Annotated in this window: 16 protein-coding genes and 1 CRISPR repeat array (1 of these 17 only partly in view); of the genes, 14 read left to right on the top strand and 2 right to left on the bottom strand. The window is 52.0% G+C overall.

Annotated elements, in window-relative coordinates; translation table 11 throughout:
• The first annotated feature begins 171 nt into the window (after window positions 1-171).
• The 9 genes from ligA to FD25_RS00105 all read left to right on the top strand — a co-directional run bounded on the left by ligA (window position 172) and on the right by FD25_RS00105 (window position 10,438).
• The gene (gene ligA / locus FD25_RS00065) at window positions 172-2,223 is read left to right on the top strand and encodes an NAD-dependent DNA ligase LigA (RefSeq protein ID WP_057800626.1); all 2,052 of its coding nucleotides are present in this window, start codon (window positions 172-174) and stop codon (window positions 2,221-2,223) included.
• A gap of 18 nt (window positions 2,224-2,241) precedes the next feature.
• Window positions 2,242-3,387: a CamS family sex pheromone protein gene (locus FD25_RS00070; RefSeq protein ID WP_057800558.1), complete on the top strand. Its 1,146-nt coding sequence runs from the start codon at window positions 2,242-2,244 to the stop codon at window positions 3,385-3,387.
• A gap of 617 nt (window positions 3,388-4,004) precedes the next feature.
• On the top strand, window positions 4,005-4,310 hold the full coding sequence (gatC, locus tag FD25_RS00075) for an Asp-tRNA(Asn)/Glu-tRNA(Gln) amidotransferase subunit GatC (protein ID WP_057800559.1): 306 nt from the start codon (window positions 4,005-4,007) through the stop codon (window positions 4,308-4,310).
• 7 nt (window positions 4,311-4,317) lie between these two features.
• Window positions 4,318-5,787, top strand: coding sequence for an Asp-tRNA(Asn)/Glu-tRNA(Gln) amidotransferase subunit GatA (gatA, locus tag FD25_RS00080; protein ID WP_057800560.1), 1,470 nt, complete (start codon window positions 4,318-4,320; stop codon window positions 5,785-5,787).
• A complete protein-coding gene (gene gatB, locus FD25_RS00085) occupies window positions 5,787-7,208 on the top strand; it encodes an Asp-tRNA(Asn)/Glu-tRNA(Gln) amidotransferase subunit GatB (protein ID WP_057800561.1) in 1,422 nt (473 codons plus the stop codon). The genes gatA and gatB overlap by 1 nt, the downstream gene beginning before the upstream one ends.
• A gap of 22 nt (window positions 7,209-7,230) precedes the next feature.
• Window positions 7,231-8,235 (top strand): diacylglycerol kinase, encoded by a 1,005-nt coding sequence (locus FD25_RS00090; RefSeq protein WP_057800562.1) that lies wholly within the window; start codon window positions 7,231-7,233, stop codon window positions 8,233-8,235.
• 94 nt (window positions 8,236-8,329) lie between these two features.
• Entirely contained in the window at window positions 8,330-9,697 is a 1,368-nt protein-coding gene (rlmD, locus tag FD25_RS00095; RefSeq protein ID WP_057800563.1) for a 23S rRNA (uracil(1939)-C(5))-methyltransferase RlmD, read from the top strand.
• A 128-nt stretch (window positions 9,698-9,825) separates the two neighbouring features.
• Window positions 9,826-10,152 (top strand): hypothetical protein, encoded by a 327-nt coding sequence (locus FD25_RS00100; protein WP_057800564.1) that lies wholly within the window; start codon window positions 9,826-9,828, stop codon window positions 10,150-10,152.
• Complete coding sequence (locus FD25_RS00105) at window positions 10,142-10,438, top strand: type II toxin-antitoxin system RelE/ParE family toxin (protein WP_057800565.1); 297 nt, start codon at window positions 10,142-10,144, stop codon at window positions 10,436-10,438. The genes FD25_RS00100 and FD25_RS00105 overlap by 11 nt, the downstream gene beginning before the upstream one ends.
• A 96-nt stretch (window positions 10,439-10,534) precedes the next feature.
• Here FD25_RS00105 and FD25_RS00110 read toward each other — a convergent pair whose 3' ends face one another.
• Window positions 10,535-11,581, bottom strand: a complete 1,047-nt coding sequence (locus FD25_RS00110) for an oxidoreductase (protein WP_057800566.1) — start codon at window positions 11,579-11,581, stop codon at window positions 10,535-10,537.
• Window positions 11,582-11,730: 149 nt separating this feature from the next.
• On the opposite strand from FD25_RS00110, the gene FD25_RS00115 reads away from it, so the two are divergent.
• The 3 genes from FD25_RS00115 to FD25_RS00125 all read left to right on the top strand — a co-directional run bounded on the left by FD25_RS00115 (window position 11,731) and on the right by FD25_RS00125 (window position 14,799).
• The gene (locus FD25_RS00115; RefSeq protein WP_057800567.1) at window positions 11,731-12,099 is read left to right on the top strand and encodes a pyridoxamine 5'-phosphate oxidase family protein; all 369 of its coding nucleotides are present in this window, start codon (window positions 11,731-11,733) and stop codon (window positions 12,097-12,099) included.
• Between the two features lie 697 nt (window positions 12,100-12,796).
• Entirely contained in the window at window positions 12,797-14,119 is a 1,323-nt protein-coding gene (locus FD25_RS00120; protein WP_057800568.1) for a hypothetical protein, read from the top strand.
• 155 nt (window positions 14,120-14,274) lie between these two features.
• The gene (locus FD25_RS00125) at window positions 14,275-14,799 is read left to right on the top strand and encodes a GNAT family N-acetyltransferase (RefSeq protein WP_057800569.1); all 525 of its coding nucleotides are present in this window, start codon (window positions 14,275-14,277) and stop codon (window positions 14,797-14,799) included.
• Between the two features lie 37 nt (window positions 14,800-14,836).
• On the opposite strand, the gene FD25_RS00130 is transcribed toward FD25_RS00125, so the two are convergent.
• Window positions 14,837-15,277, bottom strand: a complete 441-nt coding sequence (locus FD25_RS00130; RefSeq protein ID WP_057800570.1) for a MarR family winged helix-turn-helix transcriptional regulator — start codon at window positions 15,275-15,277, stop codon at window positions 14,837-14,839.
• A gap of 142 nt (window positions 15,278-15,419) precedes the next feature.
• Here FD25_RS00130 and FD25_RS00135 point away from each other — a divergent pair, with 142 nt between their 5' ends.
• Together FD25_RS00135 and FD25_RS00140 are read left to right on the top strand one after the other, a co-directional pair.
• The gene (locus FD25_RS00135) at window positions 15,420-15,857 is read left to right on the top strand and encodes an OsmC family protein (protein WP_057800571.1); all 438 of its coding nucleotides are present in this window, start codon (window positions 15,420-15,422) and stop codon (window positions 15,855-15,857) included.
• A gap of 14 nt (window positions 15,858-15,871) precedes the next feature.
• Window positions 15,872-16,306: an OsmC family protein gene (locus tag FD25_RS00140; protein WP_057800572.1), complete on the top strand. Its 435-nt coding sequence runs from the start codon at window positions 15,872-15,874 to the stop codon at window positions 16,304-16,306.
• Between the two features lie 219 nt (window positions 16,307-16,525).
• Window positions 16,526-17,709: a CRISPR direct-repeat array (repeat unit 28 nt; unit sequence GTATTCCCCACACGTGTGGGGGTGATTC); it runs 492 nt beyond the window's last position.

The following is a 17,709-nucleotide window of genomic DNA, read 5'->3' on the forward strand; positions in this document are numbered from 1 at the left end:
GTTAGTCGACGTTTTTGGTCGGCTTACATCAAGGTCGATTTCTGGAGACACGCGGGTTATGCGTGGCTTCAGAATCGTGCCCACCATAGCTAATCTTGCTCGGCGGAGTGCAGCGACAAGTACAAACCTAATTTAAATTGATAAAAACCTAAAGGGGGAGCAATTCAGATGATGACTGACAAACCCGTTAAAGATCTAACCCAACAACAGGCCGCCGATGAAGCCGCCGACCTGCGGCCCCAGCTGCTGCAATGGGGCAAACAGTACTACGACGCCGACGCGCCGGCGGTCGAAGATGACGTCTACGACCGGGTTTACGCCCGGTTAGTCGCCCTAGAAACTGCCTTTCCGGCCATTGTGACGCCGGAGTCACCGACCCAACACGTCGGTGGGACCACCCGGGGCGACCTGCCCAAGGTCAATCACGACATCCCGATGTTGTCGTTGGGTGACGTTTTTTCGGTGGATGAACTTAAAGAATTTGACGCGCGGCTACGCAAGGACGTGGCCGCCGAGGACGGCGACGAGACTGGCTTCGACTATAACTGTGAGCTTAAAATCGACGGTCTGGCCATTTCGCTACGTTACGAAAACGGTAAATTTGTTCAGGGTTCCACGCGGGGCAACGGTCGGATTGGCGAGGACATTACCGCCAACCTGGCGACCTTACCGTCGATTCCTAAGACGCTCAGTCGGCCGCTGACCATCGACGTACGGGGCGAGTGCTACATGCCTAAGCAAGCCTTCTTGGACTTGAATGCGCGCCGCGAAGCCGAAGGGGAGGCGCCCTTTGCCAACCCGCGGAACGCCGCGGCGGGGAGCCTACGCCAACTCGACGTTCAGGTGACCGCCGACCGGAAGCTGGCGACCTTCATGTACAACATCGCCGACTACGAACCGTTAGACACCCGGACGCAAAGCGGCTTACTCGACGAGCTGGCCGAGTTGGGTTTTAGCACTAACCCGACCTACCAGGTGGCCCACGACATGGACGACGTGGCCGCCTACATCGACCAGTACCAAGCTAAACGCGCCGATTTAGCGTACGGCATCGACGGCATCGTCATCAAGGCCAACCCGTTACCGTTACAGCGGGCCATCGGGGCGACGGTCAAGGTGCCGCGCTGGGCGATTGCCTACAAGTTCCCTCCCGAAGAGGTGGAAACCGTGGTCCGCGACATTGAATGGACCGTGGGGCGGACCGGCATCGTCACGCCGACCGCGGCTATGGATCCGGTTCAACTAGCCGGCAGTACCGTGGCCCGGGCGTCACTGCATAACCCGGACTATTTGGCGGCCAAGGACATTCGGTTAGGCGATACGGTCCTGTTGCACAAGGCCGGCGACATCATTCCCGAAATCTCACAGTTCGTGGCGGCCAAACGTCCGGCCGACGCGCAACCGGCCGAGATTCCCGAGTTTTGCCCGTCCTGTGGCGCCAAGCTGGTCCATCTGGATGAAGAAGTTGCCTTACGGTGCATCAACCCCAGTTGCCCGGCGCAGTTAGCCGAGGGGATGAACCACTTTGCCTCGCGGAACGCCATGAACATCGACGGCTTGGGACCCAAGATTGTGGCACAGCTTTTTGACAAGCAGTTGGTTACCGACGTGGCGAGTTTGTATCATTTAACGAGCGAACAATTGTTAACTTTAGATAAATTTGGGGACAAGTCCGCCCAAAACCTCTTGACAGCCATTGATAATAGTCGTCATAATTCATTAGAACGGTTACTCTTTGGCCTGGGCATTCGTCACGTGGGCGCCAAGGCCGGTCGGGTCTTGGCCGAACACTTCGGTGACGTCCGCAGCCTGATGACCGCGGACGCCGAGACGATTGCGGCCATCGACAACATCGGTCAAACTATTGCCGACAGCGTTGTGACCTATTTCGGCACCGACCAGGCACAAGCCTTGATCGATCGGCTAGCCGCCGCGGACGTGAACCTGACCTACACTGGTGGACCGACCGTCACGGTGACCGATAGCCAATTTACCGACCAACGCGTGGTGTTGACTGGGAAGCTGCAGGAACTGACACGACCGGAAGCTACGGCTTGGCTAGAAGCCCGCGGTGCCAAGGTCACCGGGTCGGTGTCCAAAAAGACCGACCTGTTGATCGCCGGTGAAGCGGCCGGGAGTAAACTGACCAAGGCCCAAGCGCTGGGCGTTCCGGTGTGGAACGAAGCCCAGTTGCGTGCGGCCATGGCGGAAAATAACGGATAATCTTAGGAGGAAACAATCGTGAAACGGTTACGAACCTTTATCGCTTTAGCCGCCGTCCCCTTGATTTTGGCGGGTTGTGGTGATTTGAGCAATTCGAGCATGTCGACTAATTCGGGCTCGAGTAAGTCGGGCAGCACCCAGTTAACGGGGCAATCGACCGACAGTGATTATGAAGGGGTCATTCAAAGTGGCCACTATCAGGTCAGCAAGTCGCGGGGCGTGACCAACACCCAAGACTCCGGGAACACCTACAACCTGAAGAGTTTTGAAAACGGGATGTTGAGCGTTTCCAAGAAGGTCTTCTCCACCAAGAAGTACGTCTTCCAGGAAGGCCAATACCTGAGTAGTACCACGGTGCAAAACTGGTTGGACCGTAAGTCGAAGTCCAACACGACGGGGTTAAACCCCACGGATAACGGCTCGAAGTCGGCAACGAAGCGGAATCCGATTTATATCCAGGCCTTAGAAGAACAGGACTACATGACCCAGAAGAACAATAAGCTCTCCTTGGGTGGGGTGACCATCGGGATCGCGGTCAACTCCGTGGATTACTACAAGAAGACTCAGTACGGGGCGACCTACGAGACCAAGATCACCCAGGCGCAGGGCGAGGCCTACGCCAAGAGTGCGGCCAACACGGTTCTGAAACGGCTCCGGCAAAAGTCGGCGTTGAAGAACGTGCCGATCGTGATCGCCGTTTACCGTCAGGCCTCGAACGATAGCCTGATTGGGGGGAACTTCCTGGTCTACTCGACCAACAAGGCGGGTAGTACCAGCGTTTCTAAGTGGACGCCGTTGAACGTGAAGAACTACACCTTCCCGCTGTCTAGCGGCCAGAGTAGCCCGAACAGTAACGATGCCAGCTCCTTCTCCAACTTCAAGAGTCAGGTGGAGAACTTCTTCCCGAACTTGAGTGGGGTCACGGCGCAAGCCCAGTACGACGGAAAGTCGTTGGCCGGGATGCACGTGAACATTACCACGCAATTCTACAGTCAAACGGAAATTATCAATTTCACGCAGTATCTGCAGACCACGGCGCAAAAGTACCTGCCGTCCGGGGTGCCAATTGATATTACCGTGTCGTCGACGGATGGGATTCAAAGCTTCCTGTCGCGGGCGAAGAACGAAAAGAAGTTCACCAGTCACGTCTTTAACAGTTATTAAACCGAATATGAACGGTCGTCCGCTGGGGCGACCGTTTTTTGCTGGGGTGAGTTTTTTGGGACTTCCGGTCAAGTTAAAATGGGCTGGAAAGGGCGTGGACGTGGATAGTCATTTCACTCCGCCGAGCAAGCGACTGATAGTGGGCACGTTTCTGAAGCCTCGAAGCCCGCGAGTCTCCAGAAATCGACCTGATGGTAAGCCAGCCTAGAACGCTGACTAACCATCATTTCACTATCAGTCGCCAGTCGGCTCCGCTCCACACAAAACTGATGGTCGGGGGGAGTTGTTTTAATAGCGAGATTTGCAAGTGTTGTGGCCCGAATCATTACGTGTCAGAGTAATGTGACACCACATGAATTTGACGAAGTTCCCGTGGTCGTCCTCCTGGCTAAATATTTTTGATGAGTTCGTTTTGGTCGCCTGCGGTTCTATGGTAGAATAGCAATGTGTGTTTACACGTCGGGCCCCGGCCCATTAGTAACCGGGGGACGACGGACAGACGGGTGGGTTTTACAAATTGCGAGAGATTTGGTTGTGGGGAGATAAGTCCCGCAACGGTGGCGGTCAACGCACCACAATCCACACGTCACGGATAAATTAGAAAGAGGGACAAATTGATGGCTAATCGTATCAATCGTGAACAGGTTAAGCACGTGGCCGAACTGGCCAAGCTTGAGTTTACGGACGACCAATTGGACGCCTTAACCCCACAACTTGACGATATTATTGGGTTATTCGAGTCGTTGAGTGAAGTGGATACCGACAACGTGGCACCAACCACCAACGTCACGGATCAGATTAACGTGATGCGCGAGGATGTCGCCGATAACTGGGGACAAAGTGCCGCACTCTTAAAGAACGCACCCGACGCCGCACGCGGCTACATCAAGGTGCCAACCATCATCGACGAAAGCGAGGATTAAACAATTTATGGACTATTTCAAGCAAGATCTCGCTAGCTTACACGCGGACTTGGTGGCCAAGAAAATGAGTGCCAAGGAACTGACGCAAGCCACGTTCGAGAACATTAAAGCGACCGATCCTAAGATCGACGCCTTTTTACATTTAAACGAAGACCAAGCCCTGGCCCAAGCCGCAGCGCTCGACCAAGCCGGGATTAGCGACGACCAACCCTTAGCCGGGATTCCGCTGGCTTTAAAGGACAACCTGGTGACCAAGGACGAACCGACCACGGCGGCGTCCAAGATGCTCGAAAACTTCACGCCGGTCTACGACGCCACGGTAGTTAGCAAGCTAGCTGACGCCAAGATGGTGCCGGTCGGCAAGACCAACCTGGACGAATTCGCCATGGGGGGCTCGACGGAAAACTCCGCCTTCAAGACCACCAAGAACGCCTGGGACCAAACCAAGGTGCCCGGTGGCTCTTCGGGTGGGTCTGCGGCCGCCGTTGCGGCTGGGATGGTGCCCGCTGCTTTGGGGACCGATACCGGTGGCTCCATTCGCCAACCGGCTTCCTTTAACGGGATTGTCGGCATGAAGCCCACGTACGGCCGGGTTTCTCGGTGGGGCCTGATCGCCTTTGGCTCAAGTTTTGACGCCATCGGCCCGATGACCCGTTCCGTCAAGGACAACGCCATGCTACTCAGCGCCATTGCCGGTCACGATGATCACGATCTGACCAGCTCCGACAAGGCCGTGCCAAACTTTGCGGCCGACTTAACCGCCGCTACCAGCGTTAAGGGGATGCACATCGGCTTACCTAAGGAATTCTTAGCCGACGGGATCAACGACGACGTGAAGCAAGCCATCTTGGCCGCCGCGGACACCTACCGCAAGTTAGGTGCCACGGTCGACGAAGTCTCCTTACCACATAACAAGTACGGGGTCGCCGCTTACTACATCATCGCCTCGTCCGAAGCGTCCTCGAACCTCCAACGGTTTGACGGGATCCGCTACGGCTACCGCGCTAAAGACGTGAAGAACCTGGAAGACGTTTACGTGAAGTCACGTTCCGAAGGCTTCGGTGCCGAAGTCAAGCGCCGGATCATGTTAGGGACCTTCTCGTTATCCGCCGGGTTCTACGACGCCTACTTCTTGAAGGCTGCCAAGGTGCGGACCGTGATCTTAAACGACTTCAAGGCCATCTTGAAAGACCACGATTTCATCATGGGTCCGGTGGCGCCAACGCCAGCCTTCAACATTGGAGCCGAAATTTCCGACCCACTGACCATGTACATGAACGATATCTTGACCATTCCGGTGAACTTAGCGGGCTTGCCAGGGTTATCCCTGCCAGCCGGCTTCAGTAACGGATTACCCGTCGGTATGCAGCTGATTGGGCGGCCGTTTGACGAAAGCACGCTTTACAAGGCCGGGTACGCCTTCGAACAAAACACCGAATTTCACACCAAAGTACCCGCGTTAGGAGGCCAAAACTAATGAATTTTGAAACCACCATTGGACTGGAAGTCCACGTGGAATTAAAGACGAACTCGAAAATCTTTAGTCCGTCGCCCGTTGAATTTGGGGACGATCCCAACGCGAACACCAACGTCATCGACTGGGGTTACCCCGGGGTCTTACCGACGACCAACAAGGGCGTCGTGGCCGACGGGATCATCGCCGCGTTAGCCTTACACGCGACGGTTGAACAACACACCCACTTCGACCGAAAGAACTACTTCTACCCCGATAACCCGAAGGCTTACCAAATCACGCAAGCCGACAAGCCCATCGGTCACGATGGCTGGGTCGAAATCGATATCGACGGCGTGAAGAAAAAAATCGGGATTGCCGAAATGCACGTTGAAGAAGATGCCGGGAAGAACACCCACGAACGCGACCACTCCTACGTCGATTTGAACCGGCAGGGGACGCCGCTGATTGAAATCGTGTCCAAGCCTGACATTGCCTCGCCAGCCGAAGCCTACGCTTATCTGGAAGCCTTACGTCAACGGATCCAATTTACCGGGATCTCCGACGTGAAGATGGAAGAAGGCTCGATGCGGGTCGACGTCAACATTTCCGTGCGTCCCGTGGGCCAAGATAAGTTTGGGACCAAGACCGAATTAAAGAACTTGAACTCCTTCAACTACGTTAAGCGCGGGTTGGAATACGAAGAAAAGCGCCAACAACAAGTGCTGATGTCCGGCGGCTCTGTGCGCCAGGAAACGCGGCGGTTTGACGAAAAGACCGGTGAAACGATCCTGATGCGGGTCAAGGAAGGCTCCGACGATTACCGTTACTTCCCAGAACCCGACTTACCCGCCCTAAACATTTCCGACGAGTGGATCAAGCAACTCGACGAAGCCATGCCCGAAATGCCAACCGACCGGCGGGAACGCTACGTTAACGACCTCGGCTTGACGGACTACGACGCCATGGTCATCACGCAGACCAAGGAAATGTCCGACTTCTTCAACGAAATGGTCGACTTGAAGGCCGACCCGAAGATGGCCGCCAACTACCTGCAAGGGGACGTGAACGCCTACCTGAACGATAACCAGGTTGATTTGGCCAAGACTAAGTTGACGCCAGCCAACTTAGCGGGTATGATTAACCTCATTTCCGACGGGACGATTTCCACGAAGATGGCCAAGAAGGTCTTCAAGGCCGTGACTAACGGTGAAGAACCGAAAGCCTTCGTCGAAAAGCACGGGTTGGTTCAATTATCCGATCCAGCCAAGCTCCAACCGATCATCGATGACATTTTGGACCAAAATCCCCAATCCATCGAAGACTTTAACAACGGGAAGAAACGGGCCGTGGGTTACCTCGTGGGTCAAATCATGAAGCAAACGCACGGGCAAGCCAACCCGCAAGTCGTCAACAAGCTCTTGATGGCGGCTTTGAATCACTAGAGAAAACACGGAGGCACCAAACATGCGTAAACGGGCACGGGTCATTTATAACCCAACCTCAGGCCGCGAGGCGTTAAAGAAAGATTTAATCGACATCTTAGCGGTGTTCGAACAGGCGGGTTATGAAACCAGCGCCTACGCGACCACCCCGGCGCCTAACTCGGCTCAGGCCGAAGCGACCCGGGCGGCCAAAGCGGGGTTTGAATTAATCGTGGCGGCGGGCGGCGACGGGACCATTAACCAAGTGGTTAACGGCATCGCCGGGCTGCCGCACCGACCGAAGATGGCCATCATCCCGGCCGGCACCACCAACGACTACGCGCGGGCCTTACACATTCCGCGCGAAGACCCCTTAGCCGCGGCTAAAGTGGTACTCAAGGATCAAACCATTAAAATGGACATTGGCCAAGCCAGTGAACAGTACTTCATCAACATCGCGGGCGGGGGGTTACTCACCGAGCTCACCTACGACGTGCCGTCGAACCTGAAGTCGATCTTCGGTTACCTGGCGTACCTGGTGAAGGGTGCCGAGTTATTGCCGCAGATCAAGCCCATCGAAATGGACCTGACCTACGACGGTGGCCATTTCCGGGGTAAGGCCTCGATGTTCTTGCTGGCGTTGACCAACTCCATTGGCGGGTTCGAGCAAATCGTGCCCGACGCGGCGTTAGACGACGGGAAGTTCACCATGATCATCGTCAAGACCGCTAGTCTGCCGGAAATTCTCCGGCTGATGGGCTTGGTCTTAAACGGTGGTCGGCACATCAACGACCCGCACATCATCTACGTGAAGACCAACAAGGTCACCGCCCGGCCGGTCAAGGACCGGATGATGATCAACCTGGACGGCGAATACGGTGGCGACGCGCCGATGAAGTTTCGTAATTTGAAACAACACATCGAGATGTTTGCCAACCTCGACGCCATCCCGGATCACGCGGTCACTAGCGAAACGGCCGAGATGTTAGCGGCCGAAGAGAAGTTCGTCAAGCAGGTCCAGGACCTGCCGGCGGACGCCACAAAATAGTTTGTAAAGTTAAAAAGTTTACGGGAAAGGGATTTTGCGTGATAATAGGGCAAAGTCCCTTTTCTAACGTCTAATCAATTTATGAGGTAATTTAATGAAAATCACAGCACCAGTAACTAAGAACCAACGACTCGACGTGACCATCGCTGACCTGACTTATCAGGGGATGGGAGTCGCTAAGGTCGATGACTTCACCCTGTTTATCGAAAACGCCTTACCGGGCGAACAGGTGACGATTCAGGTCACCAAGGTTCAAAAACACTACGGTTTCGCCCGCGTGGTGGCTTGGCAGACCAAGTCGCCCGACCGGGTCGAAGACGTCGACAAGACCTACCGGCAGACCGGGATTGCGCCGCTACAACACTTGGCGTACCCGGCCCAATTGATCTTCAAGCAACACCAGCTGGCCGAACTCTTCAATAAGGCCCACATCGACGTCAACGTGGCACCGACGCTGGGGATGGCTCACCCAACCCAGTACCGCAACAAGGCGCAAGTACCCGTGCGGACGGTCAAGGGCCAACTCGAAACCGGGTTTTACCGCCAACACAGTCACGAACTGATTCCATTGACCGATTTCTACATCCAAGATCCCGAAATCGACAAGGCCATCGTCAAGGTCCGCGATTTACTACGGCAATTTGAAATTCCGGCCTACGACGAAATCAACGACAAGGGCGTCATCCGTAACGTGATGGTCCGGCGGGGCTACTACAGCCACGAGATGATGATCGTACTGATCAGTCGGCAACAGAAGCTGCCAAGTCAGGCCCAACTGGTGGAACAGATCCACGCGGCCTTACCGGAAGTGACCAGTATCATCTTAAACGTCAACGCCAAGCGGACCAACGTGATCATGGGCAACGTGACGCGGGTGCTGTACGGCAAGCCAACCATCGAAGATACCTTGATGGGCCTGACGTTTGCCATTTCGTCGCGGTCGTTCTACCAAGTTAACCCGCAACAGACCGAAAAGCTCTACCAGATGGCCATCGACAAGGCCGGCCTGACGGGTAACGAAACGGTCATCGACGCGTACTGTGGGATTGGGACCATTTCCCTGGCTTTAGCCAAGCACGCCAAACAGGTCTACGGGGTGGAAATTGTCCCCGAAGCCATCGAAGACGCGAAGATCAACGCGCAAAAGAACCATTTGACCAACGTGGAATTCGCCGTTAACAAGGCCGAAGACCAGATGGCCCAATGGCAAGAAGCCGGCGTCAAGCCGGACGTCATCGTAGTCGATCCACCGCGTAAGGGACTGGCGCCCAGCCTAATCGACAGTGCGGCGAAGATGGGCCCCAAGAAGGTCGTCTACGTCAGCTGCAACCCGGCTACGCTGGTGCGCGACGTCGCGCACTTCCAGGAATTGGGTTACGCCATCGACGGCGACATCCAGCCGGTCGACCAATTCCCACAAACGCCACACGTGGAAAGCGTCACGGTGCTGGTAAAACAGTAGTTCTGAATATGTTAGTCAAAAAGTAGCTTTCTCGAATGGGAAGGCTACTTTTTTTGACTAATTAACCTAAAAAGTCATTACTTGTAATGACTAAACAATCATGGCATAATCTCAGTGAGGTGAGCAAAATGGAAACCACAAAAGCGCGCAAGCAAGGGAACGCCATCGTGCTAACGGTGCCGAAGTCCTTTAATATCAAGGTGGGAACAGTCGTCAAACCGCGACTCACCAGTGAGGGTATTTTTTATGAGTTTGTGGATGAAGATGACTTTTTTGATTTTGATGAAGAAATTCTCCAGGACTTGGTGGACCAAGGTTATCAAGGTCAGAAATTGATTGAAGAATTTAAGGCGATGAAGAAAAAAATCCCAGCTGCGATGGATAAGTTAATCACGCAAGCGGCGCAGGCTCCGACCTTAACTAAAGCGGAGGCGGCAAAGCAAATTGGCCTATAAAGTTCGGCTTGCTAAGCGAGTGATTAAGTTTTTGAAGAAGCAGAAGGATCAACAATTAAAGAAGAAATGTCTTAATGTGATTTACGATGAAATCGCTAATCACCCGGATAAGGGGCTTGCTAAACGAGGCGATTTGAGTGAGTTCTTCACCCAAGGCTTTCGGTATGCTCAGGTGACCTATCGAATGGCGTATACTATCGATGATGTGGGGGATATCGTCGTTATCTTTTTGGCCGGGTCACATGAAAACTTTTATGAAGAGTTAAAACGGGTATTGGCACGGTAGTTTTTGGGATGTTTTGAGCATAAAACGACTAAATTTATTTTCGTTTCCAAGCTAAAAGCAGCTTTCTCGAACTGAGAAGGCTGCTTTTTTGGTCTACTACCGTTCGTTCATGCCGCGGTAGTACGATTGGTTAAAGGTGTCACGCTTTAAGTGATGGTCGTGTAGTGCCAGGTCCGCGGTGGCGACCCAATTTGGGTTACGTAAGAGGGCGCGCCCCTCTAAAATCAGGTCCGCTTGATGATTCTGTAGGACGTACTCGCACAGACCCGGGTTGTCCAGTAGGCCGACCGTGGAAACGGGGATGTCGACTGCGTGTTTAAGTTTGGTGGCAAATTTGGTTTGGTAGCCGTCGTGAACCGGGAAGTTGGGTTTTAGTGGGAATAATCCCCCGGTCGACGCATCGAGCAAGTCAACGCCATCGGCCTCCAACCATTGGGCAACCCGCTGCCACTCGGAAAGTGAGTTTTGTTGGGTGCTAGTCTGGTAGTCGGTGAGGGATAGTCGCGTCCACAGCGAGCCGGAAAATTCTTCACGGATCGCGGTAACGATTTCATGCAGGAGCCGATACCGGTCGCGTAAGGAGCCGCCATAGGGATCGTGACGTTGGTTGACCACCGGTGAGAGAAATTGATCGATCAGGTAACCGTGGGCACCGTGAATATCAATGACGTCCACCCCCGCCGCAGTCGCGCGCTTGGCGGCCGACCGAAAGTCCGCGACAATGCCGTGAATTTCGGCAATCGTTAAAGCGTGGGGTTGCCGGTAATCGGGGCTATAGCGTTGTTCACTGGGCGCCACTGGGGTCACTGCGTCAACGGCTTTCCGTCCAGCGTGGTTCAGTTGAACACCGACTTTGGTTCCAAGTTGGTGGAGGTCGGTGACCAGGTCACGTAGTTTAGTGGTCTGAGCGTCATTCCAGAGACCGAGATCGTTTTTGGTGATCCGACCGTCAGGGGTTACCGCGGTGGCTTCTAGGATGATGAGGCCAACTTGCCCCATGGCGCGGGTCAGATAGTGGGCGTAGTGGATGGGCGTCAATTCGCCATCTTCTTGGGCCACGGCGTACAGGCACATAGGTGACATGACTACTCGATTTTTAAGTGATAGTTTGGCAAGTTGCACGGGTTCCAGCAATTTTGACATAGCAAGGGTCCTTTCTATGGCGATTATCCTTAGTGTATCACGTAAGCGCTGTCATTTCAGAGACCAATCGACAAAATCATTTGTCTAACGTAAAATCAATGTGTTATCTAAAATTTAATTTCAGCCAACCAATTAAGGAGTGAAGGATAATGGATCAAAAATTTTTAGATGTCATCAAGGATGAAACCCCGGCCACCATCGTGACCATCAACGCACAGCCGGCTAGCGTGGTCAACACGTGGAGCCACTACATCAATGTGCTGGACAATCAGACGTTGCTGATTCCGTCGGCGGGGATGCACTCTATCGAAAATGATTTTCAGACGGACAATCACGTGACCGTCACGATTGGCAGTCATAAGGTCGAAGGGACCCAGGGGCTGGGGTGTGGGTATCACATTCACGGGACGGGGATTTTTGAAACCAGCGGGGCCAACTTTGAGCGGATGAAAGCGCAATTTGACTGGATTCGAGCCGTGTTGGTCGTGACCATTGACGATATTCAACAAAAAATTTAGTAAGTGGTTTCCGTTGAACTGAAAACGGCGAATTAGTAAAATGAAATTGTAAGCTAGTGAAAAACGACCAACCTAGCGTTTTAGAATGCTGATTTGGTGGGATTTGTTTAGTATTCCCCACAGGTGTGGGGCTGTTTTTAGCGAGATTTTTTGGTGTTCTTTACGGATATTAAACATTTTTGGGAGGTTATGGTGATGAGTGATCACGAGGAACGGATGGCGCAACTACGGAAAAAACGTGATCGGGCCATGTACATATTCATTTTCCTGTTAGTGATTTTATTGATTGAAAAACTAACGCTAAGAAATTAAAAATAATAACAGCTGATATCCGATACTTAGGAATTTAAGGACCAGTTTATGGTGGGTGACTATTCAATGGTGAGTAGTCACTTTTTTGTTATTTTGGATTTTAGGTTACAGTTGCGTGTCACCGTTAAGTTCCCTTTAAGGAAACGTCATTAAAATACTACTTCATACAGATAACCGTTTTCACTAACTAGAGACCTGAACCTACATAGGAATTCATCTTATAGCCGGCTACCGCTAACTCAGCGATTAACGGGTCGTTTATTTTCCTATATGAAATCTTAAAGAGATTAAGGATTTGTTACAGCCGGTTTTTCCCGAATTTTCTTTGCTATACTAACCTCGTTCGTTAGAACAAAGGCATTTATATCAAGGAGGATTTTTAGATATGAAATCAAGCTTATCCAAGTCATTATACTTAGGCTTAGCGGCTCTAAGTTTTGGGGCCGTCGCAACGGTGGCTACCACTTCAACCGCTAGTGCCAAATCTTACGCCACCGCGGGCGCGTACCAATCATTAACCACGGCCGCTACTTCCCGGAACGTTGAATCTACCGGGACCAACGCCTTATACACTAAGCCGGGAACGGTCAAAGGTGCCAAGGTTGTGGCTTCCAAGGCCAAGATGGCGACTTTTGCCTCTTCCAAGACCTCAGCGAACTACTTCCGTGCTTACGGGGTGAAGACGACTAACCGGGGTTCCGTTTACTACAAGGTTGTTTCTATGGACGGTAAGTACCGTGGTTACATCTACGGTGGGGCCTCCACTTCAGCCTTCGCCGGTGGGATCAAGTCTGCCACGACCACGACGAGTGCCACGATGCCAACGCAAACCAAGAACTACTACCTGAAGAATACGTCCGCAAATACGATCTGGACGGCGCCTAAGTACACGCAGTACAAGGCCAGCAAGGTAAGTCTTTACAACTCTGCCAAAACCGACAAGTTTACGATCGACCAGGCCGCAACTAAGACGCGTGAAGGTTCTCTGTACTACCACGTCACCGACACTAGTAATTCCGCCATCACCGGCTGGATTTACGCGGGTGGCTTGACCACTACGGCACCTTCCGCAACGGCGACTAGCAGTAACAGCGTGACGGTGAAGTACGTGGACGCTAACTACAGTGCCGTTGGTTCAAGCCAAACTTGGGTCACTTCAACTAGTGATACGACCGAAGGGGCCGCTTTAGGGACCAGTGATTTAACCTCTCTGAACAGCTACATCACGTCTAACGTGCCATCCGGCTACGCGGTGACGGATTCTAGTTTAACTTCCGCTAAATACGGGAGTACGATCCAGGTGAAGGTCGCTAAGGCGGCAACGTCTAAGGTCACTTTCAAGTCCGAAGGGTCTTCCACCACGGATACGGCCACAATCACCGCTGCTAGCTTAGCGGACAAGGCTTTCCCATCCTTGACCACGACGGAACAAGAAGCCTTCACGGGTAACGCCGATGACACCATCGACATCAGTACCGCGTCCGTCTTCACGTCTGGTAAGTTGAATACCTTAACTGGTGCAACCCAAACCGATTCCGACGGGAACAAGACTTACAAGGTCTACACCTTCGATGCTGCTACGACGAAGACCGCTAACAGCGCTACTAAGTACGGTGATGCTGTCACGGCTTACTACACGGTCACTACCAAGACCGGTGATGCGCCAACCACGTCTACGGATACGGGTAACACCAACTACGTAGATTAATCTTCCTCCTCCAAACATGTTAAAAAGCTCATTTTCGGCTAGATTGCGGCCGGAAATGGGCTTTTTCATTGGAAAATAAATTGTAAATTGGCGATTACCTCAGTAAAATATGGGCTAATGGATTAGTTGTAAAAGTTACGACAGGAGGGTCTTTCATGTTAGATGTTCATTTTTTAACCACTGCTGATGGGCCACAGCTCAGCCAATTTTATCAAGTGGTTTGTGCCCAACAAACCCATGATACCTATAGTCCGGATTGGCATTGGGGTGTCTATCCCAACTCGGTGGATCTTGTGAGCATGAGTCATCAGGGTCAGATGATCGGCGGCTTTCAAGACGGACAACTGGTTGCTGCGGGACGCGTGACTCGCGGAGAGCAGGCCGATTATCGTAGTGTTCCATGGACTTTTTCCGTAGCGGATGAGGATGTGGCGATTTTACATCTTTTTGCCGTCCATCCCGATTTTCGGGGGCAGGGAATTTCGTCGGCGATGCTACAGGCGATTTTGCAGACTTTGCGTGATCAGGGTCGCCGGGTCGTTCACCTCGATGTGATGGCGGGAAATGTTCCGGCCGAAAAGCTTTATGTCAAAAATGGCTTCATCTTCACTCAGGAACGGACCCTGCATTATCAAGATGTGGGAGATACGTTGGCACGACTTTTTGAATGTCGACTCTAAAAACTCGTGATTTCTGGAAATGGAAATCACGAGTTTTTTAAAGCTGTTCAGCATTTTCCAACATTTGGGTCATGACCGTAGCTGCGATATCGAGGTCAGCCTGGGTAATTCCATGAGTGACTTGTTGTTGGAATTCTCCAGCTAATGGTAATCCATCATTCAACCGTGTCAAACCTGCGGGGGTGAGAGTGAGCAAGCGTTCTCGTTTGTCGATAGGGCTGGGGGTAACTTTGATGAGTTGCGCAAGCTGTAGTTGAGCAATGATTTTGACTAGGCTGGGGCCCTTAATTCCCAGTAATTCTGCCAAGGCTTTTTGATTGATTTGCTCATGTTTATCAATATAATAAATTGCTGTCCAAGTACTCTTGGTCAGGCCAAAAGGTTGCAGAGCCAAATTGAATTTTTTAGCAAACAGTTTACTGCTCCTGGCAGTCATGCACAGTAAACAGCTATCTAGGTCGAATTGGGTTGTTGTCATATTTAGTCACCTACTTATTAATGCCTCGATTATAGCATTTTTAAGACGTAAATGGATAGTTAGCTAACTATTGACTTTGAACGGTTTGCCCGTATAATGAAGATGTAAGCGCTTATAAAATTCGGTTAAGGAGTGATTTTCGATGAAGAGAACTTATGCCTCGGCCAGAAAAACAAATACGAGTTTGCAGGTGGATACTCACTCGCGAGGAATTCACCATACCTTTGATGAGCCAGCCAATTTGGGTGGCTCCAATGCAGGGATGAACCCGGTTGAGCTGGAACTTTGCTCGCTGGGTGCTTCTCTCCAAGAGACCGCTGCTCGGTTAGCTCCAGCACACCATTTTACTTATCGTCAAATGACCGTGAATCTCGAAGGGGATTTAGATGCGGCCGGTTTCATGGGTGATCCCGAAATTCGAAACGGTTTTCAAGCAATTCGGTTTGGCGTCGTCTTCGATACCGACGCTACTCCAGAAGCCTGTAGGCATTTCATGGACGCTGTGGAAGCCGCGTGCCCGTTGGTAGACATGTTAAAGCTGGGAATTGATGTCGAATTGAACCAAGTTGAAATCGTCTAAAGGAGGAGCTGACCATGACCTTAGAAACTTTTAAAGCAACCGTTACCAGTACTGCAACGCCAAATCTGTACCAAGCTTCTGTTCGCGACTTTATGCTCAGCTTTTCACCAAACTCCACTACAGCGATTTCGCCGCTTGAAGGGATTTTGGCTTCATTGGGGGCTTGTGAGTCCATTGTGATGGCTTCCTTTCATGAACGAGAAAAATTTAGTTATCGTAGCGTGTACTTTACCTTGGAAGGCCAAGAGGAGGATACTGACCGACCTGGGTTGAACCGAATCTTAGTATCGGTCCATTACGATACCGACGAGACGCGGCAGGCCAGTCATGACTTCATGGAGTTCGCTGAGGGGACCTGTCCGGTAATGGACAACCTGACCAATGCCGTGCCAATTACCCGCATGGAAGTAACCACAGAGACATCCAACCAAGAAACCATTAAAAGCTAGAAAATGTGTTAAAAATGCCGTTTGGTCGTCTTGATCAGCGGCATTTTTGATGGGATCAGCTTGGAGGGGGGAGCTTGACTAGAGACTAAAGTCATAACTAAGTTTATAGGAGGTGTAAGTTGTGATGGAAAGCTGAGTTATGTAGAATTAAAAATGTAAGTTAATGAAAAACGGGTGTTTTAGAATCTATGGACGCTGCTACAACGGGATTTGTTTAGTGTATTCCCCACACGTGTGGGGGTGATTCCACGGTGAGAAGCTTTCATTTGGTAATCTGCTGGTATTCCCCACACGTGTGGGGGTGATTCCCATCTCCTCAATGTTTCTATTATACCACAATAGTATTCCCCACACGTGTGGGGGTGATTCCTGTTCGCCGTGACAGTTGCCCCCTAGGCTTTTGTATTCCCCACACGTGTGGGGGTGATTCTGACTTCCCAATTGCGCGGGTTCTCCTCGTCGTGTATTCCCCACACGTGTGGGGGTGATTCCTTGCACCGACTGAGCTTGCGGCTGATTTTATAGTATTCCCCACACGTGTGGGGGTGATTCCTATGAACGAGTTGCCAAGGCATTCAAGGCACTGTATTCCCCACACGTGTGGGGGTGATTCCGACATTGGCCCGTTAATTCAGCGCCTTAACCGGTATTCCCCACACGTGTGGGGGTGATTCTCAGGCGTATTCTATTAGTATCGAGACAAGTAACTATTCCCCACACGTGTGGGGGTGATTCCGTCAACGGCAACTATCTAAACGCCCTCACGATGTATTCCCCACACGTGTGGGGGTGATTCCTATGGGCGGCTGGCGAAGGCCTGGTCTACGAGGTATTCCCCACACGTGTGGGGGTGATTCCAATCCTAAAATGATTACCACTACGAATAATCTGTATTCCCCACACGTGTGGGGGTGATTCTTGTGGTCGGCACGGCTATATCTATAGTTTAATGTATTCCCCACACGTGTGGGGGTGATTCCAAAGATGTCGCCGGGTACATTGTGGCTACAGCGTATTCCCCACACGTGTGGGGGTGATTCTCAAGGAATTAACCGAGCTTAACTTTGAGGGGTGTATTCCCCACACGTGTGGGGGTGATTCTAAGTTTGAAAACGTTTGGAACTTTTCCAAAAAGTATTCCCCACACGTGTGGGGGTGATTCCAGGTTATGGATAATTTTACCCCGGACGAGTTTGTATTCCCCACACGTGTGGGGGTGATTCTGGTAATAAACTGTGGCAAACAGAGGGTGGTGAGTATTCCCCACACGTGTGGGGGTGATTCTACGGCCCTTAGAAGCGAACTGAGCTGGATTAGGTATTCCCCACACGTGTGGGGGTGATTCCTTCAAAAATATCAGCTAATTTGGAAAGTTCATGTATTCCCCACACGTGTGGGGGTGA

The organism is Levilactobacillus acidifarinae DSM 19394 = JCM 15949, assembly GCF_001434835.1.
GTDB lineage: Bacteria > Bacillota > Bacilli > Lactobacillales > Lactobacillaceae > Levilactobacillus > Levilactobacillus acidifarinae.